Consider the following 21,827-nt stretch of genomic DNA (forward strand, 5'->3'; position numbering starts at 1 on the left):
CACCTTCCCGTACCGCTTCGCCCGTGACATCCGCCATTTTGCCCTAGCAGGTGCACGTCAAATAGGCGCGTACCGGCCTGCTCACGGGCTTGGCCGACGTAGCACCACAGGTCGGCTTGAAAGGTGCTCCCGGCGACGGCACGGCGGCCGGCCGGCCGGTCGGTCGGTCGGGGGGGGCGGTCGGTCGGTCGGGGGGCGGTCGGTCGGGGGGTCAGTCCCGCGTGACCAGGCCGGTGACGATCGCCGCGGTACGCCGGTGCCAGGCGCTCGCGCCGCGGAGCATCGCGTGGCCGCCCGTGGGCATCGGGATGCCGGTGGCGTCGGCGCCCGCGAGCCGGGAGCGGCGGACGAACTCCCAGGAGCCGGCGGCCGAGGTGACCCGGTCCGCCTCGTCGTGCAGCAGGTAGAGCCTGCGGCCCGCGAGGTGGTCCACCGGCTCGTCCGGCGGGCACCAGGGGGCCAGGGCCACCACGCCGTGGACCAGGGGTGCGCCGGCCGCCCGCAGCGCCGCCCGGCCGCCCATCGAATGGCCGACGAGGACCACCGGCACGTCCCCGGCGATCCCGCGCAGCCGGTCGAGCGCCGTCTCGGCGTCCCGCGCGGCGTCGCAGCGGGGCCCGTTCCAGCCGCGGTGGCGGTAGCGCACCTCCGCCACCAGGACGCCGCGTCCTCGGGTGGCTCGGACGACGGCGGCGGCGAAGGGGCGCATCCGCAGCGCGGGCAGGTTCAGCCGGGGCGGGGGCTCCGGACCGTCCTCGCGCCCACCGTGCAGGAGCAGGACCGCGGCGGTGGGTGTCCCGGGGGCCGTGCGGACCACGAGCGCCGGACCCTCGCCCGCTCTCGCCGCGCCGCGCTCCGTTTCGGCCGTCACCGGGCCTCCCTGGGCGTGCGGCGCGGCGGGCGCGGGAAGAACCCGCTGGTGCGGGCCGCGTAGGCGGCGTACCCGGGCCGGTCCGCCATGTGCGCCTCCAGCAGTCTCTTGCCGCTGCCCCAGATCAGCAGCGCGCTCATCACCAGCGGTGAGACCAGCGTGAGTGCCGCAGTCTGCCAGGTGGCGCAGGCCAGCAGGTACAGACCCCACCAGACGAGGAAGTCGCCGAAGTAGTTGGGGTGGCGCGTCCAGCTCCACAGACCGCGGTCCATGATCGTCCCGCGGTGCCCGGGGCGTTCCTTGAAGCGGGCGAGCTGGAAGTCGCCGACCGCTTCGAAGAGCAGTCCGGCGGCCCACAGCAGCAGGCCCGCGGCGGCGAGCGGCCCGAGGGGCACGGGCACGTACGAGGCCGCCTGCACGGGCAGCGAGACGAGCCAGACCAGCGCGCCCTGGAGGAGGTAGACCTTGCGCAGGGCGTAGAGGCGGGGGCTGCCGGGCGCCCGGGCGAGCATCCGGGCGTAGCGCGGGTCCTCGCCGTGGCCCCGGCCGCGGGCGGCGATGTGGAGGGCGAGGCGCAGCCCCCACACGGCGGTCGCGGCGGCGACCGCGAGCCGTCGGCCGTCGTCGCCGTACCCCGCCGACAGCAGCCAGCTCGTGAGCGCCACCGCCGCGAAGGCGACTCCCCAGGCGATGTCGACGATCCGGTGCAGGCCCCGGACGGCGGCGACGGCGAAGGTCACCAGCATGACGGTGAGCGCGGCGCCGGCGGCGACGGCCAGGTTGAGGGACAGCGCGCCCCAGTCGAGGGTCATCGGGGCTCCCGCGGCCCGGGGTCCGCGGTGAGCAGCAGTTGGCGCACGTCCAGGTAGCGCGAGCGGAATCCGGCCTCGGAGTAGCCGAGGTAGAGCTCCCACATGCGGCGGAAGGTGCGGTCGAAGCCGAGGCCCTCGACGGCCTCGGCCCGGCGCTCGAACTCCTCGCGCCACAGCCTCAGCGTCTCCGCGTAGTGATCGCCGAAGCCGGTGTCCGACACGGTGCTCAGCCCTGCCGCGGCGCTCTCGCGGGCGATCGCCTCGCGGGAGGGGATGAGCCCGCCGGGAAAGACGTACTTGCTGATCCAGGTGTGTGTGCGGGCGGTACGGAGCATCCGCTCGTGCGGCATCGTGATGGCCTGGAGGGCGACGCGGCCGCCGGGGGCGAGCAGCCGGCGCAGGGCGGCGAAGTAGGCGGGCCAGTACTCGGCGCCGACCGCTTCGACCATCTCCACGCTGACGACGGCGTCGAAGGAGCCCTCGACCTGCCGGTAGTCGCGCAGTTCGACGGTGACCCGGTCGCCGAGGCCGGCCTCGGCGATGCGCTCCCGGGCCAGGTCTCGCTGCTCGGCGGACAGCGTCACGGTCAGCACCTGGGCGCCCCGGGAGGCGGCCCGGATCGCCAGCTCGCCCCAGCCTGTGCCGATCTCCAGCACCCGGGTGCCCGGTCCGACGTCCGCGAGGTCGAGGAGCCGGTCGATCTTGCGGTGCTGGGCGGCGGGGAAGGTCGCGGGCGAGGCGGGAAAGGCGGCGAAGACCGCCGCGGAGTAGCTCATGCTCCGGTCCAGGAACAGCGCGAACAGCTCGTTGGACAGGTCGTAGTGGCGGTGGATGTTCTCCCGCGCGCCCTCGGGGGTGTTGCGCTGCTGCTCGGGTCGCCTGCGCACCCATGCCTCGCGCAGCGCGCGCAGCGGCGCCGGCACCAGGTCGTCCACGTGGACGGCGAGTACGGTCAGGGCGCCGACCAGGTCGTCGCTGTCCCATTCCCCGGCCATGTACGACTCGCCGAAGCCGATCAGGCCGTCCGCGCCGATGCGGCGGTAGAAGGCCTCGGGGTCGTGGAGGACGAGGGTGGGCAGCGCTTCGGCCTGCCGGGGAACCCTGGGCACGGGCCGCTCCCCGTCCCCGTCCCCGCGCCGCACCCGGATCGGGAGCCGGGCGAGGGCGCGGCCGATGATCCGCTCGGCGACCGCGGTACGCAGGGCCGAGGCGCGCGGCAGCCGGGCCACGTCGGGCCAGCGGGCCGGGTCGACGGGTGCGAGCGCGTCCGTGGGGGCCGGGGAGAACGAGACGGTCACAGGGTGCCTTCCTGCGGGGGGTGAACGGGACGGGGGCGGACCGGGAGTCCGCGGAGGAAGAGGAGGATGCCGTGGAACCGGATGCCGGCGGATACCCGGGCCGTGGACCACGGATGGCGCAGGGCCGCGCCCAGCAGGGCGCGCGCGCCGGCCGGGCGGTGGCGGCCCCGTACGGTCGCGGTGAAGGGGCAGGTCCCGTCCTCGTGGCGCAGTTGCACGGTCAGGTCGAGGCGGTCGCCGGGGACGGGCAGCCGCATCCGGTAGAAGCCCTCGACCGCGAAGAACGGCGAGACGTAGAAGTCCTTGGGGACCTCGGCCAGTCCGTCGGAGCCGGGGCGCAGCAGGTAGCAGTGGCGCTCGCCGTAGGTGTTGTGGACCTCGGCGACGACGCAGACCGGGGTCCCGGCGCGGTCGTGGCACCAGTAGAGGGTGAGCGGGTTGAAGACATGGCCGAGGACCCGGGCGTGGGCGAGCATCAGGACGCGCCCGTCCGCGTTCTCCACCCCGTGCGCGGACAGCTGGGCCTGCAGGCCGGCGCGCAGTGTGGGGGCCCGGCCGCCGAAGTGGTCGCGGGCGTCGAAGCGGGCCAGCGGGCGCAGCACCCGGGGTATGCGGGGCGGGTCGTCGATGTCGATGAGCCACAGGTAGGTGCTCCGGCGGAAGGCGTGGCGGACCGGGGTGGTGCGGGCGTGGGACACCGTGCACTCGTAGAGGGCCGGTACGCGGGGCGGCGGCTGCCGCACCGAGGTGCCGTTCACCACGTCACCCCCAGGGCCTCGGCCGCGGCGACGCCGGAGCGGCAGCCGTCCTCGTGGAAGCCCCAGCCGTGGTAGGCGCCGGCGTAGGCGGTCACGGAGGTGTTCAGCCGGGGCAGTTCCTGCTGTGCGGCGACGGACTGCGGTGTGTAGACGGGGTGTTCGTAGACCATGCGGGCGATCACGTCGAAGGGGTCGACCCGGCCGCGGGGGTTGAGGGTGACGATGTGCGGGTCGGCGGTCGGCAGCTGCTGGAGCCGGTTCATGTCGTAGCTGACCTGGACGCTCTCGGGCCGGGCGGTGCAGGACGGGAGCCAGTAGTTCCACGAGGCGCGCGCGTGCGGGGAGCGGGGCAGCAGTGAGGTGTCACGGTGCAGCACGGTGGGGTTGCGGGAGTAGGTGAACGCCCCGAGGATCCGGACCTCGTCCTCGGTCGGGTCGGCGAGCAGGCGCAGCGCCTGGTCGGGGTGGACGGCGATGACCACCGCCGCGTACGGGGTCGAGTCGCCGTCGGGGGTGAGCACGCGGGCGTGGTCGGCGGCGCGCACGACGGCCCGGACCGGGGTCGAGGTGCGGACGGCGGTGAGGTTCTTGGCCGCCCTGGCCACGTAGCTCGCCGAACCGCCGGTGACGGTACGCCACTTCGGGGATCCCTTGACGGACAGCAGTCCGTGGTGGGCCAGGAAGCGGAAGAGGTAGCGGGCGGGGTACTCGAGAGCCGTGTCCGGGGCGCACGACCAGACGGCCGCGACGAGCGGGATGGCGAAGTGGCCGATGAAGTACGGGGAGAAGCGGTGCAGGTCCAGGAACTCCCCCAGGGTCTGCCCGCTGTCCTCCTGCGAGTCGAGCAGCCGCCGGGCGGCGCGGTGGAAGCGCGGCACGTCGGCGAGCATCCGCAGGTGGCGGCCGCGCAGCAGGTTGCCGCCGCCGAGCAGGCCGGCCGCGCCCCGGGCGCCCGCGTACTCCAGTCCGCAGCCGTCGCAGCGTACGGACATGCTCATCTCGGATTCCTGGGTGGTGACGCCCAGTTCGCCGAAGAGCCGCAGCAGATGCGGGTAGGTGTGCTCGTTGTGCACGATGAATCCGCTGTCCACGTGGACGGTGCCGGCGTCCCGGGTGGGTAGTTCATGGGTGTGGGCATGGCCGCCCAGGCGGTCGTCCGCCTCGTACAGCACCACGTCGTACGCGCGTTGCAGCACATGGGCGGCCGTCAAGCCCGCCACGCCCCCACCCACCACAGCGATTCTCCGCCGGTCCACGTCACTCAACCCCTCGCGCTCGCCTGCTCCGCACGGCCGGTGCCGGGCGTTTCACGGGTACTTCGGTGCCGGACGGCCCGCGGATGGGAATCTTGTTCCGGCGGCCTCGCGGTGCCGGTCGCTTCCGCCACCGCGACATCGCCCGCTCCGCCGGATCCGCCGCCGCCGGGTGCCTCGCCGCCGAGACAGTGGCGCATCCGGTGCAGCCCCCGGCGGGCGTGGCTCTTGACGGTGCCGAGCGGCAGTCCGGTGCGCTCGGCGATCTGGGTCTGGGTCAGGTCCGCGTAGAAGGCCATGGCCAGCACCTCCCGCTGTGCAGGAGGCAGTTTCGCCAGCTCGCCGGTGATGAGCAGCCGGTCCAGGGCGGTTTCGGGGCCGGGCACCGGCTCGCCCGCGGGAGGCAGGGCGGCGCCGGCCGCGGCGACCAGGTCGTGGCGCCGGGTACGGGCCGTGAGCGCGTCGGCGATCTTCCGCCGGGTGATCCCGACCAGCCAGCCGGGGAACGGTCCGCGCTCCGGCCGGTACCCGGCACGGCCCTGCCAGGCGGCCAGGAAGACCTGCTGGCTGATGTCCTCCGCCTCCCTGGAGTCGCCGAGAGTGCGGGCCGCCAGGGTGTGGACGAGCCGGCCCCAGCGGCGGTACGCGGCGCTCAGGCACCGCTCGTCGCCGCGTACGAAACCCTCGGCGACCTCGCGGTCCGGCAGCTGCTCCGCGGCTGCGGGCGACGGCCGGACGGTGACGCTCTGTGCGGTCATGGCGGCTGCTCCTCGGGCGGGGACCGGTGCCCGTCCAGATTCCGACCCGCAGGTGCATCGATTCCACTCGCATCGGTTGTGCGTCGCATGATGGATGCATGAACGAGTCCGCAGAGCGGCCCGCCGAGGCCGTGCACGGTGTCACCACCGGGGCCGTGGCACGCAGGCTGGGGGTCGCCCCCACGACACTGCGTTCCTGGGACCGGCGGTACGGGATCGGGCCCGCCGCCCGCGAGGACGGCAGGCACCGGCGGTGGACCCCCGGGGACATCGCCGTGCTGCAGGAGATGTGCCGGCTGACCGCGTCGGGGGTGCCCCCAGCCGAGGCGGCGCGCGCCGCCCGGACCGGGTCGGGAGCCACCGCGTCGGCCGTGCCCGCATCGGACCTGCCCGCGGCGCCGGCCCGTCAGCCGGGGTCGGGGAACGGCCTGCCGCTCGGGGACGTGCGCCAGGAGTGCCGGGGGCTGGGCCGGGCGGCCGTGCGCCTCGATTCACCGACCATGGACGAGATACTGGGCTCCCTGATCAGCGAGTACGGCCTGGTCACCACCTGGGAGGAGGTGATGGTGCCGACCCTGCACGCCGTGGGGCGCAAGTGGGAGACCTCCGGCGACCAGTACGTGGAGGTCGAGCACCTGCTGTCCTGGCACGTCTCGACGGCGCTGCGCCGCGTGAGCATCGGCGCGCTGTCCGGGTCCCGGGCGGCCGCTCCCCCGGTCCTGCTGGCGTGCGTTCCGGGCGAGCAGCACACGCTCCCGCTGGAGGCACTGGCCGCAGGTCTGGCCGAACTGGGCCTGCCTGCCCGGATGTTCGGGGCGGCCGTGCCGCCCGAGGCGCTCGTCCAGGCCGTCCGCCGGATCGGCCCGTCGGCGGTCGTGCTGTGGGCCCAGGCCCGCTCCACCGCGCACCACGCCCTGGCCCGGCACATCGGGGACACCGCGTGGGGGGTCAAGGGGGCCCGGGCCCGGACCACGGTCCTCCTGGCGGGCCCCGGCTGGGCGGGCCCCGCGCCGGCCCCGGGCATGCTGCGTCCCGGCGGCCTCCGGGAGGCCCTGGCCCTGCTACGCGGACTGTCCGAGACCGCGACGACGGCGGGGGCGGGAGCGGCGGCAGGAGCGGGAGCGGCGGCGGCCGAGGCCCCTCAGCCCTCCTGACCCGAGGCCCCTCAGCCCTGCTGACCGGCGCGGGCCCGCTCGACCACGTCGCGTATCGCCCGGGCGACGCGCTGCGGCTGTTCGACGGCGATGCCGTGGCCGCTGTCGGTGTCGGTGATGTGCCGGGCGTGCAGGTCCCCGGCCAGGCGCCGCTGGGCGGCCAGCCAGGCGGGCCAGGTCGATCCGCCGCCGACCGCGAGGTCCCACGGGTGGTCGGAGGTGAGCACGGCGGCGGGCAGGCCGTCCGGTGGGGCCGGGGCGGCGCGGATCTCCCGTACGGCGGCGGGGTAGTCGGGTACTTCGAGGCCCGTGCGGGGGTCCGTGGCCCGGATCTTGTCCATCCACGCCGACCACTGGGCCGGTGTCAGGGTGTCCTTCAGGAACGGGGAGGCGCCGTCCACGGTCACGATCCCGGCCGTCCGCGCCGGTTCGGTCCGGGCGAACAGCGAGGCGATCATCGCCCCCCAGGAGGCGCCGACCAGCACGTACGGCGGCCGCTCACCGGCCGCGGCGAGCGCCGCCCGCAGGTCCCGTACGCCCGCGGCCGCCGAGGTGGGCCCATCGACCGGCGTCGAGCGGTTCGGGGTGCCGTCGAGGCGGGTCGTGCCGGGGCGGTCGTAGGCGCACACCCGGGTGGACCGGGCGAGCGTCGGGAGCACCGCCGACGGGTCGGGCCTCAGGTCGGCCGCCGGACGTGCGGAGTCCGCGACATGCGTCCACTCGTCCGACGCGCCCCCGGTACCGGACACGAGCACGACCGTGGGGGACCCGGATCCACGGCAGTCCAGCAGCACGCGGCGACCGTCGCCGACGTCCACCAGGCGCGGGGAGTCCGTCCCGTCGTCCGAGGCCGCCACGGGTCCCGCCCCGGCGAGCAGCGCGCACGACGCGGCGAGGGCGGCGACGGCGGCGGACACACGACGGGCCCGGACCGTACCTCCTGCGAACACCCGTCCAGTCTGGCACCGGGCGCCACGCACCGACAGCCGGTCGTGTCACGGGGCGTCCTTGCCGCGGGCCTGCCGGAAGCGGGCCAGGCCCTCGGGGAGACCGACCAGGGGGTCCGGGTAGTCGTACCGGGCCCGTTCCAGACCGGGCAGCCGCCACGGCTCGTGGACCGAGGGGCCCTGCACATCGGCGAGTTCGGGCACCCAGCGCCGCACGTACGCGCCGTCGGGGTCGTAGCGCTTGCCCTGGATCACCGGGTTGAGCACCCGGTTGGGGCGGCTGTCGGTACCGGTCCCGGCGACCCACTGCCAGTTGAGCTGATTGTTGGCGACATCGCCGTCGACCAGCAGGTCGAGGAAGTGGCGGGCTCCGGCGCGCCAGTCGATGTAGAGCGTCTTGGTCAGGAGGGACGCGACGAGCAGCCGGCCCCGGCCCGGCATCCAGCCCTCGTGGGCGAGTTGCCGCATGGCCGCGTCCACGACGGGATAGCCGGTGCGGCCCTCCTTCCAGGCCAGCAGGTCGGCGTCGGCCGCCTTGCCGCGGCGCCAGCGGTCGGAGCGGGTCCGGTAGTCCTCGACCGCGGCGCCCGGGCGGGCGGCGAGAAGCTGGTACTGGAAATCGCGCCAGCACAGCTGCCGCACGAAGGCCTCGGCGCCCGGCCCGCCCCGGGCCCGCGCCCGGTGCACGGCCTCGGCCGCCGAGACCGCGCCGAAGTGGATGTACGGGGAGAGCCGTGAGGTGGCGTCGCCGGGGAGGTCGTCGTGCCCCTCCTCGTAGCCGTCGGCGGACTTCTCCAGCCAGTTCGCGAGCCGCCGCCGGCCCTCCGGCTCGCCCCCGGTGACCAGGCCCTCGGAGACCGACGCCACGGCTCCCCGGGAGGGCAGGGCCTCGGAGCGGATCGACCCGGGCACCCTGACCTCCCGCGGCGGCGCGAGCGGCTCGCGCAGCCGCTCCCCCGACCAGCGCCTGAAGTACGGGGTGAAGACGGCGAAGTGGTCGGATCCGCTCGGTGTCACGGCGCCGGCGGGCAGGGCGGTCACGACGCCGTCATGGACGTACAGGCGCCGTCCGTCGGCCTCCAGGGCGCTGCGCAGCCGCTGCTCGCGGCGCAGGGCGAAGGCGCTGCAGCCGGCCGCCATGTGCACCTCGTCGGCATCGGCCTCCCGTACGACGGCGCACACCTCGGCGACGGGGTCGCCCGAGCGCACCACGAGGCGGCCGCCGCGCTCGCGCAGCCCGGAGTCGAGACCGGCCAGGCAGTCCGCGAGGAAGGCGAGCCGGTTGGGCGCGGCGAAGCCCGCGCGGTCCACCGCGGGATCCCGGACGAAGAGCGGAACGGTCTCGTTGCCCGTGCCCAGCGCGGCGCGCAGCGGTGGGTGGTCGTGGACGCGGAGGTCCGAGGTGTACAGGACGACCGAGACGTTCATGGTGCTGCTCCTGGCATCGGGCCACCGGGCTCTCGACGTGCCGCGCGGTGGTCGCTGGGCTGGCCGTGCCCTGTCATTCGGCGCGTGCGGCCGCGGCGGATGCAGCCGGGAGGCGATCATCGCCGGCCTCCGCCGTGCGCGCGATGTTGCGGGCCATTCCACCGAAGACCGCGGCGTGGAACGGGGAGACGCTCCACCAGTAGAGGTGGCCGGCCAGGCCCCGCGGGTGGAAGAGCGCCCGCTGCCGGTAACGGGTCCGTCCCTTCTCGTCCCGCTCGGCGGACATCTCCAGCCAGGCGAGGCCGGGCAGCCGCATCTCGGCGCGGAGCCTGAGCAGCCGGCCGCGTTCGATCTCCTCGACCCGCCAGAAGTCCAGGGAGTCCCCGACGCGCAGGTGTGCGGCGTCCCGGCGGCCCCGGCGCAGTCCGACGCCGCCGACGAGCCGGTCGAGCCAGCCGCGGACGGCCCAGGCGAGCGGGAAGGAGTACCAGCCGTTCTCCCCGCCGATCCCCTCCACGACCTGCCACAGGGCCTGCGGCGATGCCTCGACGGTGCGTTCGCGCACGTCGGAGTAGAGGCTGCCGCCGGCCCAGCCCGGGTCGGTGGGCAGGGGGTCGCTCGGTGCGCCGGGCAGGGAGGCCGAGGACCAGCGGGTGAGGACCTGGGCGTCGCGGACCTTCTGGAGGGCGTAGGTGAGGGCCGTGTCGAAGTCGAGGGGGGTGCCGGGCGGGTCGGGCACCCAGGTGGCGATGTCGTGCTCGTCGCAGACGACCTCGTACTTGAGCGACTCCGCGAGGGGGCGCGCGATGGAGCGGGGCACCGGGGTGACCAGGCCGACCCAGTGGCTGGAGAGCCTCGGGGTGAGGACCGGCACGGGGAAGATCAGCCGCTGGGGCAGCCCGTCGACGCGGGCGTAGCGGCGCATCATGTCGAGGTAGGTGAGGACGTCCGGGCCGCCGATGTCGAAGGCGCGGCTGACGGTGGCGGGCATGCGGGCGCTGCCGACCAGGTAGCGCAGCACGTCGCGGACGGCGATGGGCTGGATGCGGGTGCGCACCCAGCTGGGGGTGACCATCACCGGCAGCCGCTCGGTGAGGTAGCGGAGCATCTCGAAGGAGGCCGAGCCGGAGCCGATGATCACGGCGGCGCGGAGCACCGTGGTGGGGACTCCGGAGTCCAGGAGGATGCGGCCGACCTCGGCGCGGGAGCGCAGATGGGGCGAGAGGTCCTCCTCCGGGACCTCGCGCGGGGTGAGTCCGCCCAGGTAGACGATGCGGCGGACGCCGGCGGCGCGGGCCTGCTCGGCGAAGTTCCGCGCGGCCTGCCGGTCGGTGCGCTCGAAGTCGCGACCGGTGCCGAGGGCGTGCACGAGGTAGTAGGCGACGTCGATGCCGTGCAGGGCGGGGGCCAGGGACTCGGCGTCGGTGACATCGCCGCGGACGATCTCCGCCTGCCCGGCCCAGGGGTGGTCGCGCAGTTTCCCGGGGGTGCGTGCCAGGCAGCGCACCCGGTGGCCCGCGGTGATGAGCTCGGGTACCAGCCGGCCGCCGATGTAGCCGGTGGCTCCGGTGACCAGGCAGCGCATGCCCGGGGCCATGCCCGGGGCCGAGGGTCCTTGTGCTTGCGTCATCGAGTCGCTCCGATCCGCCGTCGCGGGTGTTCCCCCGGAACTCTTCCGGGGACGCGGTCCGGCCGGATGCACGGACCGTCGCCCACCAGCTGATCGTGCGGGACCGCGGCTACTTCGGCATGAGGACCGTGTCGACGATGTAGACGGTGGCGTTGGCGGTGGGAACGTTGCCGCAGACGACCTTGGAGGAGTTGTTCACCATATAGTTCGCGCCCGACCCCATGGTGGTGACCATGCCCTTCTGGAGGGTCTGGAAGGAGCCGCTACCCAGCTGCTCCGGGGTGAGCCGCTCGCCCACCACGTGGTAGGTGAGGATCTTGGTCAGGGTCTCCTTGTCGGCCAGGACCTTGTCCAGGTCCGCCTTCGGGATCTTCGCGAACGCGTCGTTGGTCGGCGCGAACACCGTGATGTCCTGGGCGTTGTTCAGCGTGTCGACCAGGCCGGCCTTCTTCACGGCCGCGACCAGGGTGGACAGCGCCGGGTTGTTCGAGGCGGCGGTGGCCACCGGGTCCTGCGCCATCCCGGTGAAGGAGCCCGCTCCGGTCTTCGGGACCGAGGCGCACGCCGGGCCGAACGGGTCGCCCGCGGCCGCCCCGGTGTCGCCGACCGGCGTGGGGGAAGACACGGCATCGGGCGCGCCGGCACCCTCCGTGCTCGTACTCTCCTGCGAACAGGCGGACAGCGCCAGCGGAAGCAGTACCGCGGCGGTCACGGCGAGGGCGGCGCGACGAAAGGTGTGAATGCTCATGATCTCTCCAGAGTCTGCGGGGCTCACCCATCGGTGAAGCACGTCGTCTCTTCGGCGCCCGCGGTCATCCGGATGGCCCGCTCACCCGAACGGGTGCAGCCTCGAACAGGCCACCGAAGCGCTGCCGCCGACTGTCGAAAATCCGTGCCCGCCGAGACCCGTCCGGCAGGCCCGCGGCTCCGAATGAGCTGTGCAACCGAGAACTCCTGGAGGACCTCCCCGGTGAGAGAGAACGTGCGCATCGGCCGACACCCGTCGGCCGCTCCCGACCTGCCGGAGCTGATGGGCCGGGTGGCCCGCGGTGATCAGCAGGCCTTCACGGCCGTCTTCGAGGCCGTGTCCGGCCCCGTCCTCGGCCTCGTACGCAGTGTGCTGCGCGACCCGGCCCAGTCGGAGGAGGTCGCCCAGGAAGTCCTGGTCGAGCTCTGGCGGACCGCTGCCCGCTACCAGCCCGCGCGGGGTTCGGTGATGAACTGGGTCCTGACGCTCGCCCACCGCCGGGCCGTGGACCGGGTGCGTTCCGCGCAGGCCGCGTCCAACCGCGAGAAGCGGGCGGCGCTGCTGGAGCACACCACCGCCTACGACGAGGTGGTGGAGCAGGTGGAGAGCCGGCTGGAGCGCGAGCAGGTGCGGCGCTGCATGGGCGGCCTCACCGAGCTCCAGCGCCAGTCGGTCACTCTGGCGTACTACCGCGGCCTGACCTACCGGGAGGTCGCGGAATTGCTGTCCCTGCCGTTGGGTACCGTCAAGACACGGCTGCGCGACGGCCTCATCCGGCTCCGTGACTGCCTGGGGGTGGGCGTGTGAACTCCGTGGATCTGCACACGTTGACGGGCGCGTACGTGCTCGACGCGCTGGAGCCGGCCGAGCGGGACGCCGTGGAGCGTCATCTCGCCGACTGCATGTCCTGCGCGCAGGAGGTCCGGGAGCTCTCCGAGACCGTCACCCGCCTCGGGCTCGCCGTCGCGGCGCCGCCGAGCCCCGCGCTGCGGGACGAGGTGATGCGCCGGATCGCCACGGTGCGCCAGGAACCGCCCACTACGGTGAAGGCCTCCCGCGGCGGGCACGTACGGCCCCGCTGGCGGGCGCCGAACTGGGCTCTGGCCGCCTGTTTCGCGGCGGCCGTCGCGCTCGGCGGCGTGGCGGTGTCGCAGTACGAGCAGGCCCAGGAGGCCCGGGAGCAGGCGGTGCGGGCCCGTATCGCGAACGATGCCGTCGGCGCGGTCCTCGCGTCGGCCGACGCCCGGGTGTCCACCGCTCCCCTGCGGGGCGGCGCCGTGGGCACGGTGGTCGTCTCGGCCTCCCGCAACCAGGCCGTCTTCGCGGCCTCCGGCATGCCGGCGCCGCCCAGCGGGAAGGTGTACCAGCTCTGGTACAACGACGGCGGCGGCAGGATGCGTTCGGCCGGCCTGATGGACACCGGCACCCCGGCGGCGGCCACCCTGCTTCACGGCCCGGTGGACACGGCGTCGGGTATGGGCATCACCGTCGAACCGGCGGGCGGCTCGCCCCTGCCGACCTCGACTCCGGTGGCGCTGCTGACCTTCCCCACCGTCTGAGCCGGGCGGGGGGACGTCCGGAAGCGGCTGCGGTACTCCGTCGGTGTCGTGTCGAGCCTGCGGCGGAAGGCGCGGACGAGGGTGTCGGTCGTGTGGAAGCCGCAGACGGTCGCCACCCGTTCGAGGGTGTCGTCCGTGGACTCCAGCCGGTTGCGCGCCACTTCGACGCGGGCCGATTCGATGTAGGCGGCCGGGGTCATGCCCAGTTCCGTCTTGAAGATCCGGGTGAGCTGCCGCTCGCCGACATGCGCCTGCTCGGCGAGGTCGGCGACGGTCAGCTCCCCGGCGAGGTTCCGCGTGATGTAGTGGCGCAGGTCCTCGATGCGCCGCGTGGTCGAGACGGGTTCGAGCGGGACGCTGAACTGGCTCTGTCCACTGGGCCGTTTCAGGTACATCACCAGCTGGCGGGCGACGCGCAGCGCGACGGCCTCGCCGAAGTCGTCGGCGACGAGTGCGAGCGAGAGGTCGAGGCAGGCGCTGATTCCGGCGCCGGTCCACACCTCCTGGTCCCGGATGAAGATCGGGTCCGCGTCGACCTCGATCGAGGGGTGCTCCTCGGCGAGTTGCCGGGCGGTGGACCAGTGGGTGGTGGCGCGCCTGCCGTCCAGCAGCCCGGCGTCCGCGAGGATGTGCGCGCCCACGCAGACGGACGCGACGCGCCGGGCCGTCTCGGCGAGGGTCCGCACCCGGTCGACCACGACGGGGTCGGCGAGGGCGCGGACGCGGCCCCGGGCGTCGATCTCGACCGAGCCGGGCACCAGCAGGGTGTCGATGCTCCGGCCCGCCACCTCCCGGAAGGTGAGGTCGGGCAGGATCCGGACCCCGGCGGACGTGGTGACGGGGTCCATGGTCTCGGCGGCCAGGGCCACTCGGTAGCCCGTCGCGTCGCCCACCTCGCGGCTCAGCAGCGCGAACACCTCGGGCGGTCCGGTGACGTCCAGCAGGTCCACGCCGTCGAAGAGGACGACGACGATGAACCGTTCGACGGTGTTCACGGTGTCTGCGTACGGGTCCGGGTCCGGCTCTGCCATGGACCCACCGTATGTCGGTTTCTGCGGGTTGGATGACATTGCCGACATCCGGGGTGGGTCCTAGCGTGGTGAACACAGCCGCCGCTCCACGGCAGGCCCTCTCCACGAGACACCCCAGGAGGGAGGTTCCCGTCGGGGTGGAAGTCGAGGACGTAGATCCGGCCGGTGTGCCCGGTGAACTCGTGCAGCAGCCGCGCGTCGGCCGTCCGCCAGATCCGCACCGTGCCGCCCTGCCCGGGCCCGCCCCGGTCGGCGGTGGCGAAGAGGGTCCCGTCGGGGCTGAACCGGACGCGGTACACCGCCCCTTGGTGGCCGTCGATCTCCCGGACGCAGTACCCGGTGGCCATGTCCCAGATCCGCACCTTCGCGCTCGCGTCCCCGGTGAGCAGCAGGCCGTTCGGGCCGTGGACCGCGGTGTAGACGGGCGCGGTGTGGCCCGGCATCCGGTGCACGGGTTCGCCGGTGGCCACGTCCCAGACCGTGACCAGGCCCTCGCGGTCGCCCGTGGCGAGCAGCGTGCCGGCCGCATCGAAGGAGACCGGCCACACCCCGTCGGGGTGGACCCGCAGGTGGTGGCGGCACGCGCCGGTCACCGGGTCCCAGAGCCGCACCGCGCCGTCGGAGCCGCCGGTGGCGATGACTCCCGCCCGGAACTTCACGGCGTACACCCGCCCTTCGTGCCCCTGGAGGGTGCGCACCGCCCGGCCGTCGTCGGCGCCGCAGACCAGGATCGAGCCGTCCTCGCTGCCGACCGCGAGGAGTTCGCCGTCGGCGCTGTACGCGATGGGTTCGGGCAGCCGGCCGGTGCGCATGCCGAATCCGTAGGGGACTCCGACGGCGGAGGGCCGGAAACCGGCGTCCACCGGCATCCCCGGGGCGATCGCGGCGGTCCCCAGCTCGGGCGCCGACCGCACCTCGTCGTCCATCGTCACGTCGATGAGCGCGGCCCGGTGCCAGCGGCTGCCGGTCAGCAGGGCGCCCCGCAGGTCGGCCCGGGTCAGCCGGGCCCGGCTGAGGTTCGCGTCGGTGAGGTCGGCCCGGCTCAGGTCGGCCCGGTCCAGGCGGGCGCCGGTCAGCCGGGTGCCCCGCAGCAGTGCGCCGGAGAGGTTGGCGTCGATCAGCCGGGCGTCCGTCAGATCGGCGTCGGTGAGGTCGACCCCGGAGAAGTCGCGGTGCGAGAGGTCCTCACCGGCCAGCCGGGCGCCGCGCAGGTCGGCGTTGGCCGGCACCCGGAGCCGGTCGGAGATCCGGACGGCGTTGGCGCGGGCGGCCTCGCCGACCGCGCGCCCCGGTGCGTCGAGGACCTCTCGCACCCACCGGGCGCACCGCTCGTGGTCGGCGAGATCGCAGAAGAACTCGACGGCGAGCTGGCTGAGCGGGCGCGCGAGGAGCAGGGCGTGCTGTCCCCGGGCGAGCTGGCGGGCGGCCTCCCGCGCCACCAGCCATTCGATGACGGAGCCGTGGATGACTCGAAGACCCGGTGGGTCGCGCCCTCCTCGCCGTCCCGCACGGCGCTCGTGCGGACCGGCAGGTTGGCGACCCGGCCGTAGAGCACGCGGCTGCGCAGTTCCCAGCTGTGGGCATGCATCGGTGACGCGTCGGGCTCGGCCCGGTTGCCGCTCTCGAAGAGGTGGACGCATACGCCGCGCGGGCCCTCTCTCAGCAGCGGCAGGCAGAGGAATCCGAGCGGGTGACGGACGGCACGCAACTCCCGGGTCCCGGAGGCGATTTCCTCCAGGATGACCAGGGTCCTTTCGAGCTCGGGGTCCATGGCATGCGCCGGAGCGCATCACCTCCTGTAGGGGTCCTCCGCGTGCAGGGCCTTCTCGATGACCTTGCCGATGTCGCTGTCGGTGAAGACGCGCGGCAGGGGCAGCCGCAGGTCGTCGAAGAGGGTCCGCACCTCGTCGACGGTGGGCTCCTGGCCGAGCGGCGAGGCGACGCGCAGGTCGAGCACGGTGGCCTGCTCGCGGCTCTGGTGCAGCTCGGTCACGTAGTAGTCGTAGAGCGGTTGTCCGCGCTCGACCAGCAGGTTCACCCGGGACCGGTCGTCCTGGGTGATGATCAGGCAGGTCTCGGACAGGTCGAAGCGCAGGGTCGGGACGGCGGCGGACAGGTGCACGCTGATCTCCAGCGTCGTCAGCTGCCGCTGGTACCAGCAGGCGGCGAGGACGGTCGCGTAGGACTCCCGGCGGACCCGGTCGGTGGTCCACAGGTCCTCGCCCCGGCCCTGCCCGCCGAACATCTGCCGGAAGCGGGCGTACGCGGCGCAGGCCCGCTCGTCGGCCGGATTGACGATGTCGATCTTCACGTTGAGCTGTGAGCGCTGCTCCTTTGCGGCGCTCACGCACAGGGGCAGCGTGACCGCCCGCAGGTAGGTGCCCGTACCGCCCTTGAAAACCAGAGGTTGGTGTGCTGGCGGGCTTTGCGCAGGGCCTCGCCGACCTCGTTGCCCGACAGCGAACGCACCATCGCGAGGTCTTCCAGGGCCTGCCGGGTCCCGCTCATCGCCTCCTGGATGCTCGCGGGGCGGCGCACCCGCTCCACGAGGGACCCGGTCGCCAGCAGGCCGAGGACGACGAGGGTGGCACCGGAGGAGACGTCGTCACTGATGACGTCACCGAAGATGTCCAGGAGCCCGACCGCCATCGCGATGCCCAGGGCCACGACGACGTCGGCGTTCCGCAGCACCCAGGCGACGAAGCGTTCCAGGCGCCCTACGTACGCTGCCATGAACGCACCCCCCTCCCCCACCCGTGTTCCGATGGTAGGAGATGTGCCGGTGGCCCCACCGGAGCGCCTTCACGTCCTACGGGCGCCCTCGCCGTCGCCGGTCTGCAGGCGGGCCCGCAGCTGCTCCGTGGTCCGCTCCGACAGCTTGACCCGGTCGGCGAGGTAGCCCGGCACGGATCCGTACCGGGCCTCCAGGTCCGCGAGCACCAGCTCCATGATCACGGCCGGGGCGCGGCCGTAGCTCGGCCACCTCATGACCCGGTCCGGGTGGGCGGCCCGCCAGTCCGCGGCGAGCCGCTCGGTGGCCAGCTCGGTGAGCGCGAAGTCGGCGAGGATGTCGGCCCGTTGCACCCCGAGCAGGGTCAGCACGAACGCCCCGATCAGCCCGGTGCGGTCCTTGCCCGAGGTGCAGTGGAAGACGGTGGGGCCGGGCGCCTGCGCGATCACCTCCAGGGCCTGCCGGATCTCCTCGACCCCGTCCTCGGTCACCTCGGCGAACCGGTCCGCGAGGTAGCGCCAGGGGTCGAGGTCCGGGTCGATCTCGGCCTGGTCGTAGGGCCGGTGCTCGATGCTCAGGTTGACGTAGCGGAACCGCTCCGCCTCGGGCACCCGGCCCTTGGCCTCGATCTCCCAGGGATACCGCAGGTCGATCACGGTCCCGATTCCCAGCCCGAGGAACCGCTCCCAGTCGGCGTCCCGCAACTTGCCGAGCGAGTCGGCCCGGTACAGGGTCCCCCACCGGACGGTCCGCCCGTCGGCGGACCGGTAGCCGCCCAGATCCCGGAAGTTGTGCAGGCGCTCGAACTCGACATGCCGCTTCATCGGCTCTCCCCCTCATGATCGGTACGCCACTGACCCTGCCTCAAACCGGCCGCGGAACTCCAGAGGGACGGCTATGCGCTCCCCACCGCCGCGGGCTCCGGGTGGGCCGCCGGGAGGGCGAAGGCCTCGGCCAGGATCTCGTACGAGCGCCGGCGGTCGGCCGGATCGCAGGTCAGCGTGTTGATGATCAGCTCGTCCACGCCGTGGCTCGCGGCGAGGGCGCTCAGCACCGGGCCGACTTGCTCCGGCGCCCCGGACACGAGGGCCGTGCGGTGCACCTTGGCCCGTTCCAGCTCCGCTCCCGTCCAGCGGTGGCGGCGCGTGGTCTCGTACGACGGCAGCGGGCCGTCCTGGCCGAGGTCCTTGCGGGCGCGCCACAGCAGCATGCTCTGGGCCAGTTCCTCCGCCCGGCCGGCGCTGTCCGCCGTCACCACGCGGACCGCGAGGGCGCCGCCCGGCCGGTCGCCGGTGGAGGCGCGGAACCGGGCGCGGTAGTCCTCGAACGCCTGCTGACCGCCGACCGGGGAGAAGAAGTGCCCGAACGCGAACTCCGTTCCCAGCAGCCCGGCCAGCCGCGCCGACTCGCGGCCCGCTCCCAGGAGCCACATCCGCGGCGGGACCGGTGCCCGCGGCACGACCCCGCCCTCGCCCAGGAGCTCGCGCAGTTCCGCGAGCCGCTGCGGGAAGTCGCGGGCGGGGCCGCCGGCCCGGCCGATCCCGAGGTCGACGCGCCCCGGGTGGAGGGAGGCCAGTACGCCGAACACCTCGGCCACCTTGGCCGGTTCGTAGCGCGGCAGCAGCACACCGCCGGTCCCGATCCGCATGCGCGAGGTGCGGGCGAGCAGCGCGCCCGCGAGGATCTCCGGCGCGCTGCTCGCGAAGCCCGGCGAGTCGTGGTGTTCGGCGACCCAGTAGCGGGTGTAGCCGAGGTCCTCCGCGGCTCGGGCGAGGTCCACGGAAGCGCGCAGCGCCTGGTCCGGGGTGTGGTCCTCGCCGACCGGGGTCTGGTCCAGTACGGACAGTCGCAGCTTCGTCATGGCGGGGTGCCTTTCAGTGCTGGTGGGCGGGGAGGCCGGTGGCGCCCGCCATCGTCGCGGGCACGATCCTGAAGTCGCGTTCGAAGACCAGGTTGTGGAGGTCGGCGGCGGCGATCGCGCGCAGTGTGGGCAGTTCGGCGGCGGCCTGCGCCTCGTCGAAGACGTTCAGCGGCCATTCGGAGACGGTCGCCCCGCGCAGGTGGGGGTGGTGGAAGGAGGCTCCGTAGTGCGCGTACAGCGTCACGGGCGGGATGTCGGCTGCCGACTGCTCGTCCCACCACAGGGTCCATGCGTGGAAGAGACTGCCGTCGTCGGCGCGTTGCACCTCGCTGGCGTCGATCACGCCCTGTCCGAGGAGGAGTTCGTCGTTGAGCTCGCCGAGGGCCTGGCGGGCGTACGGGTCCAGCAGGCGGGCGGCCGTACGGAAGTGCTCCTCCTTGTCGGGCCGGGAGGCGGCGCCGCCGTGGATGCCGTCGCGCAGATCGGCGAAGTGACGTAGCAGGGCGTCGAGGTTGGGGACGTCGGCGGTGGTCATGTCAGCTCCTTGAAGGGTGAACGAGGGAGTAGGGAGTGCAGGGCCCGGCCCAGCCAGCCGCGCATCGACGCGGCCGGCTGCCCGCCGCCCGGGCCGCGGCCGGCCTGCAGGAAGGCCCCGTGACCGGTCTGCCGGAACTCGCGCAGGGTGACCTCCACTCCGGCCTCCCGCAGCAGGTGCCCGTAGCGGTGCACGTCGTCGCCGACGGGATCGAGGTCGCCGGTGGCCAGGACGGCCGGTGCGAGTCCACGCAGGTCGGCGGCTTCGAAGGGGGTGCTGTGGAGCCGCGTACCGTCCGAGGCGACCGGCCGGCCCGCAAGCCGGTAGTCCTGCCAGGCCGCCCGCAGGTAGGAGGCGGTGGGGAACAGGTCGGGGAAGCGGCGGTACGAGGCTGCCGCGCACTCGGGGTCCAGCGGCGGGTACGCCAGGACCTGCGCGGCCAGCGGCACCCCGCGGTCGCGGCAGACCAGGGCGGCGCAGGCGGCGAGGGTGCCGCCGGCGCTGTCCCCGCCGACGGCCAGGACGGGCGGGGCTGCGGCGGGCCGGTCCTGCTCCGCGGCCCAGGTCAGGGCGGACAGGACGTCCTCGACCATGGCCGGGTGCCGTACGTCGGGGGCGAGCCGGTAGTCCACGCTCAGCACACCGAAGCCGGAGTACTGGGCGAGTTCGGCGGTGGCGCCGTGCCAGTCCTGGGCGGATCCGGCGCGCCAGCTGCCCCCGTGGGCCCACACCAGCCAGCCCTGCGGTGACCCGGTGCCCGGCCGGTACGCCCGGGCGGCGAGTGGCCCGGCCGCGGTGGGTACGGACACCTGCTCCCAGCTGACGACGGTGGGTGTGGCCATCGGGGTTCCTTTCCATCGGTAGCCGGCGCTCGCGCCGGGCCCGGGGCCAACGTTCGCGGCCGGGACAGGACTGTCACAAGGCGGAGTTGCCTTAGTGGAGGCGCGCACTTCGTCAGCGGGACCGCTTGGTGCGCAGGAAGAGGGCGGTGGTGAGGGTGCCGATGACGACGATCGCGGTGTTCACGATGACCGCGGTCGTGATCCCGGCATGGATATCGGTGTTGGCCGCCGCGATCGCCGACATGATCGGCGTGCCCATCGTGATACCGATCTGCTGCGTCATCGTCGCCAGACCCGTCGCCATACCCTGCTCGTGATCCGGCAGACCCGTCGTCGCCGTCACCATGAAACCGACGATCACCAACATGTTCCCCACACCACCCGCGAACGTCGCGACCAGCAGCAGCCACATACTCGACGAGGTCTCACCCAGCCCGATCAGACCCAACGTCGCGACCGCCTGAAGGACACCACCCACGATCAAAGTCGTGCGCGTACTCGTCGCCGCGATCACCCTCGGAGCAATCGAACCACCGATCACCGTGCCGACACCCAGCACACCGAACGACAGACCCGCCGTCAGCGGCGAAAAATCCAGAACCTCCTGAAGATAAAGCGTCATCAGGAAGACCAGACTCGTCTCCGTCAAAAACGCGACCAGACCCGCGATATTGCCCCACGCCACGGTCTTCTTCTTCAACACCGACACCGGAACCAACGGCGACGCACTCTTCGACTCGATCACATAGAACGCCACCAGCAGCACCACACCCGCCGCCAGCCAACCCAACGCACCACCCGAACCCCAACCGTGCTCACCCGCCTGCGTCAAACCGTAAATCAGAGCGAGCAGACCCAACGTCACCGCCGTCGCACCCGGCAGATCCAACTTCGGACGCACCGACGGACGCGACTCCTTGATCACCGCAGGAGCAACGAACAACACCGCAAGCGCCACCGGCACATTGATGAAGAACGCCCACCGCCACGACAGCAGATCCGTCAGAACACCACCCAAAATGGCGCCCGTCGTGAAACCCGCCGACATCAACGCACCATTCAGACCCAGCGCCTTCTGACGCAGCGGACCCTCCGGAAACGACGTCGTCAACAGAGACAGACCCGCCGGAGTCACCGCAGCCGTCGCAAGCCCCTGAAAGACACGAGCGACCAACAACATCTCCGGACTCGTCGCCAGACCACCCGCCAACGACGACAGACCCAGCACCCCCAGACCCACCAGGAACAACCGACGCCGGCCGAACAGATCAGCAACCCGCCCGAACAACAACGTGAAACCCGCAGCACACAACGCGAACGACGTCGCGATCCACTGCAGATTCGACAACGAGAAACCAAGCCCGTCACCGATCACCGGCAACGCCACATTCAAAATCGAGAAATCAACCGCCAGCATGAACTGCGCCACCAGCAGCACCACCAGAACCAACCTCAGACGCCCATCCAGACGAACAGGCCCCCCGGTCCCCGTATCGACCCGCGCATCCTCGACAACCGACATCGCGACCCACATCCTCTCGATCACGCAACGAGCTGTTGCGTCATCGACTCTGGACCGGTCGGCGGGGGTTACCCAGCCCCCTGGTTGTG

22 protein-coding genes are annotated in these 21,827 nt (G+C 73.2%); 3 read left to right on the forward strand and 19 right to left on the reverse strand.

From position 1 onward, the window contains the following. Positions 1-211: 211 nt before the first annotated feature. From ACIQZO_RS34355 to ACIQZO_RS34380, 6 genes are read right to left on the reverse strand one after another with little or no spacing between them, the layout of a single operon-like run. Positions 212-871 carry an alpha/beta fold hydrolase gene (locus tag ACIQZO_RS34355; protein ID WP_403634071.1) on the reverse strand — a complete coding sequence of 220 codons (660 nt, stop codon included), beginning with the start codon at positions 869-871 and terminating at the stop codon, positions 212-214. Continuing rightward, positions 868-1,683, reverse strand: a complete 816-nt coding sequence (locus tag ACIQZO_RS34360) for a DUF1295 domain-containing protein (RefSeq protein WP_403634073.1) — start codon at positions 1,681-1,683, stop codon at positions 868-870. The genes ACIQZO_RS34355 and ACIQZO_RS34360 overlap by 4 nt, the downstream gene beginning before the upstream one ends. Then, the gene (locus ACIQZO_RS34365) at positions 1,680-2,981 is read right to left on the reverse strand and encodes a class I SAM-dependent methyltransferase (RefSeq protein WP_403634075.1); all 1,302 of its coding nucleotides are present in this window, start codon (positions 2,979-2,981) and stop codon (positions 1,680-1,682) included. Before ACIQZO_RS34365 ends, ACIQZO_RS34360 begins: the two co-directional genes overlap by 4 nt. Further along, positions 2,978-3,739 carry a DUF1365 domain-containing protein gene (locus ACIQZO_RS34370; protein WP_403634078.1) on the reverse strand — a complete coding sequence of 254 codons (762 nt, stop codon included), beginning with the start codon at positions 3,737-3,739 and terminating at the stop codon, positions 2,978-2,980. The genes ACIQZO_RS34365 and ACIQZO_RS34370 overlap by 4 nt, the downstream gene beginning before the upstream one ends. Next, a complete protein-coding gene (locus ACIQZO_RS34375) occupies positions 3,736-4,995 on the reverse strand; it encodes an NAD(P)/FAD-dependent oxidoreductase (RefSeq protein ID WP_403634080.1) in 1,260 nt (419 codons plus the stop codon). Before ACIQZO_RS34375 ends, ACIQZO_RS34370 begins: the two co-directional genes overlap by 4 nt. A gap of 5 nt (positions 4,996-5,000) precedes the next feature. Beyond that, positions 5,001-5,750, reverse strand: a complete 750-nt coding sequence (locus ACIQZO_RS34380) for a sigma-70 family RNA polymerase sigma factor (RefSeq protein ID WP_403634082.1) — start codon at positions 5,748-5,750, stop codon at positions 5,001-5,003. Positions 5,751-5,848: 98 nt separating this feature from the next. Here ACIQZO_RS34380 and ACIQZO_RS34385 point away from each other — a divergent pair, with 98 nt between their 5' ends. Further along, on the forward strand, positions 5,849-6,904 hold the full coding sequence (locus tag ACIQZO_RS34385) for a MerR family transcriptional regulator (protein WP_403634085.1): 1,056 nt from the start codon (positions 5,849-5,851) through the stop codon (positions 6,902-6,904). A gap of 11 nt (positions 6,905-6,915) precedes the next feature. On the opposite strand, the gene ACIQZO_RS34390 is transcribed toward ACIQZO_RS34385, so the two are convergent. From ACIQZO_RS34390 to ACIQZO_RS34405, 4 genes are all read right to left on the reverse strand, one after another. Beyond that, on the reverse strand, positions 6,916-7,854 hold the full coding sequence (locus tag ACIQZO_RS34390; RefSeq protein WP_403634088.1) for an alpha/beta fold hydrolase: 939 nt from the start codon (positions 7,852-7,854) through the stop codon (positions 6,916-6,918). A gap of 45 nt (positions 7,855-7,899) precedes the next feature. Next, positions 7,900-9,279 carry a cryptochrome/photolyase family protein gene (locus ACIQZO_RS34395; protein ID WP_403634091.1) on the reverse strand — a complete coding sequence of 460 codons (1,380 nt, stop codon included), beginning with the start codon at positions 9,277-9,279 and terminating at the stop codon, positions 7,900-7,902. Between the two features lie 73 nt (positions 9,280-9,352). Continuing rightward, positions 9,353-10,909 (reverse strand): SDR family oxidoreductase, encoded by a 1,557-nt coding sequence (locus ACIQZO_RS34400; protein ID WP_403634094.1) that lies wholly within the window; start codon positions 10,907-10,909, stop codon positions 9,353-9,355. 109 nt (positions 10,910-11,018) lie between these two features. Next, a complete protein-coding gene (locus ACIQZO_RS34405) occupies positions 11,019-11,657 on the reverse strand; it encodes a fasciclin domain-containing protein (RefSeq protein WP_403634096.1) in 639 nt (212 codons plus the stop codon). A 222-nt stretch (positions 11,658-11,879) separates the two neighbouring features. Here ACIQZO_RS34405 and ACIQZO_RS34410 point away from each other — a divergent pair, with 222 nt between their 5' ends. After that, complete coding sequence (locus tag ACIQZO_RS34410; protein WP_403634099.1) at positions 11,880-12,464, forward strand: sigma-70 family RNA polymerase sigma factor; 585 nt, start codon at positions 11,880-11,882, stop codon at positions 12,462-12,464. Then, positions 12,461-13,216 carry an anti-sigma factor domain-containing protein gene (locus ACIQZO_RS34415; protein ID WP_403634102.1) on the forward strand — a complete coding sequence of 252 codons (756 nt, stop codon included), beginning with the start codon at positions 12,461-12,463 and terminating at the stop codon, positions 13,214-13,216. Before ACIQZO_RS34410 ends, ACIQZO_RS34415 begins: the two co-directional genes overlap by 4 nt. On the opposite strand, the gene ACIQZO_RS34420 is transcribed toward ACIQZO_RS34415, so the two are convergent. The 9 genes from ACIQZO_RS34420 to ACIQZO_RS34460 all read right to left on the reverse strand — a co-directional run bounded on the left by ACIQZO_RS34420 (position 13,105) and on the right by ACIQZO_RS34460 (position 21,738). After that, the gene (locus ACIQZO_RS34420) at positions 13,105-14,247 is read right to left on the reverse strand and encodes a GlxA family transcriptional regulator (RefSeq protein ID WP_403634104.1); all 1,143 of its coding nucleotides are present in this window, start codon (positions 14,245-14,247) and stop codon (positions 13,105-13,107) included. The genes ACIQZO_RS34415 and ACIQZO_RS34420 overlap by 112 nt on opposite strands. Beyond that, positions 14,208-15,686: a pentapeptide repeat-containing protein gene (locus ACIQZO_RS34425; RefSeq protein WP_403634107.1), complete on the reverse strand. Its 1,479-nt coding sequence runs from the start codon at positions 15,684-15,686 to the stop codon at positions 14,208-14,210. The genes ACIQZO_RS34420 and ACIQZO_RS34425 overlap by 40 nt, the downstream gene beginning before the upstream one ends. A gap of 350 nt (positions 15,687-16,036) precedes the next feature. Further along, positions 16,037-16,594, reverse strand: a complete 558-nt coding sequence (locus ACIQZO_RS34430) for a hypothetical protein (RefSeq protein WP_403634109.1) — start codon at positions 16,592-16,594, stop codon at positions 16,037-16,039. Continuing rightward, complete coding sequence (locus ACIQZO_RS34435) at positions 16,591-16,980, reverse strand: hypothetical protein (RefSeq protein ID WP_403634111.1); 390 nt, start codon at positions 16,978-16,980, stop codon at positions 16,591-16,593. The genes ACIQZO_RS34430 and ACIQZO_RS34435 overlap by 4 nt, the downstream gene beginning before the upstream one ends. Positions 16,981-17,049: 69 nt before the next feature. Next, the gene (locus tag ACIQZO_RS34440; RefSeq protein ID WP_403634113.1) at positions 17,050-17,802 is read right to left on the reverse strand and encodes a tyrosine-protein phosphatase; all 753 of its coding nucleotides are present in this window, start codon (positions 17,800-17,802) and stop codon (positions 17,050-17,052) included. Between the two features lie 71 nt (positions 17,803-17,873). Next, complete coding sequence (locus ACIQZO_RS34445) at positions 17,874-18,839, reverse strand: LLM class flavin-dependent oxidoreductase (RefSeq protein ID WP_403634116.1); 966 nt, start codon at positions 18,837-18,839, stop codon at positions 17,874-17,876. Between the two features lie 13 nt (positions 18,840-18,852). Beyond that, positions 18,853-19,374: a hypothetical protein gene (locus ACIQZO_RS34450; protein WP_403634119.1), complete on the reverse strand. Its 522-nt coding sequence runs from the start codon at positions 19,372-19,374 to the stop codon at positions 18,853-18,855. Continuing rightward, the gene (locus tag ACIQZO_RS34455) at positions 19,371-20,216 is read right to left on the reverse strand and encodes an alpha/beta hydrolase (RefSeq protein WP_403634122.1); all 846 of its coding nucleotides are present in this window, start codon (positions 20,214-20,216) and stop codon (positions 19,371-19,373) included. Before ACIQZO_RS34455 ends, ACIQZO_RS34450 begins: the two co-directional genes overlap by 4 nt. A gap of 112 nt (positions 20,217-20,328) precedes the next feature. Continuing rightward, positions 20,329-21,738, reverse strand: a complete 1,410-nt coding sequence (locus ACIQZO_RS34460) for an MFS transporter (RefSeq protein WP_403634158.1) — start codon at positions 21,736-21,738, stop codon at positions 20,329-20,331. Between the last annotated feature and the right edge of the window lie 89 nt (positions 21,739-21,827).

Source organism: Streptomyces sp. NPDC097617, from assembly GCF_044761485.1.
Lineage (GTDB): Bacteria > Actinomycetota > Actinomycetes > Streptomycetales > Streptomycetaceae > Streptomyces.

What these genes read in the sequence shown, in the direction of transcription:
- ACIQZO_RS34360 (WP_403634073.1), bottom strand. Translation starts at nt 1,683, where the DNA reads ATGACCCTCGACTGGGGCGCGCTGTCCCTCAACCTGGCCGTCGCCGCC.
- ACIQZO_RS34380 (WP_403634082.1), bottom strand. Translation starts at nt 5,750, where the DNA reads ATGACCGCACAGAGCGTCACCGTCCGGCCGTCGCCCGCAGCCGCGGAG.
- ACIQZO_RS34385 (WP_403634085.1), top strand. Translation starts at nt 5,849, where the DNA reads ATGAACGAGTCCGCAGAGCGGCCCGCCGAGGCCGTGCACGGTGTCACC.
- ACIQZO_RS34395 (WP_403634091.1), bottom strand. Translation starts at nt 9,279, where the DNA reads ATGAACGTCTCGGTCGTCCTGTACACCTCGGACCTCCGCGTCCACGAC.
- ACIQZO_RS34400 (WP_403634094.1), bottom strand. Translation starts at nt 10,909, where the DNA reads ATGACGCAAGCACAAGGACCCTCGGCCCCGGGCATGGCCCCGGGCATG.
- ACIQZO_RS34405 (WP_403634096.1), bottom strand. Translation starts at nt 11,657, where the DNA reads ATGAGCATTCACACCTTTCGTCGCGCCGCCCTCGCCGTGACCGCCGCG.
- ACIQZO_RS34420 (WP_403634104.1), bottom strand. Translation starts at nt 14,247, where the DNA reads ATGGCAGAGCCGGACCCGGACCCGTACGCAGACACCGTGAACACCGTC.
- ACIQZO_RS34435 (WP_403634111.1), bottom strand. Translation starts at nt 16,980, where the DNA reads ATGGCAGCGTACGTAGGGCGCCTGGAACGCTTCGTCGCCTGGGTGCTG.
- ACIQZO_RS34440 (WP_403634113.1), bottom strand. Translation starts at nt 17,802, where the DNA reads ATGAAGCGGCATGTCGAGTTCGAGCGCCTGCACAACTTCCGGGATCTG.
- ACIQZO_RS34445 (WP_403634116.1), bottom strand. Translation starts at nt 18,839, where the DNA reads ATGACGAAGCTGCGACTGTCCGTACTGGACCAGACCCCGGTCGGCGAG.
- ACIQZO_RS34450 (WP_403634119.1), bottom strand. Translation starts at nt 19,374, where the DNA reads ATGACCACCGCCGACGTCCCCAACCTCGACGCCCTGCTACGTCACTTC.
- ACIQZO_RS34455 (WP_403634122.1), bottom strand. Translation starts at nt 20,216, where the DNA reads ATGGCCACACCCACCGTCGTCAGCTGGGAGCAGGTGTCCGTACCCACC.
- ACIQZO_RS34460 (WP_403634158.1), bottom strand. Translation starts at nt 21,738, where the DNA reads ATGTCGGTTGTCGAGGATGCGCGGGTCGATACGGGGACCGGGGGGCCT.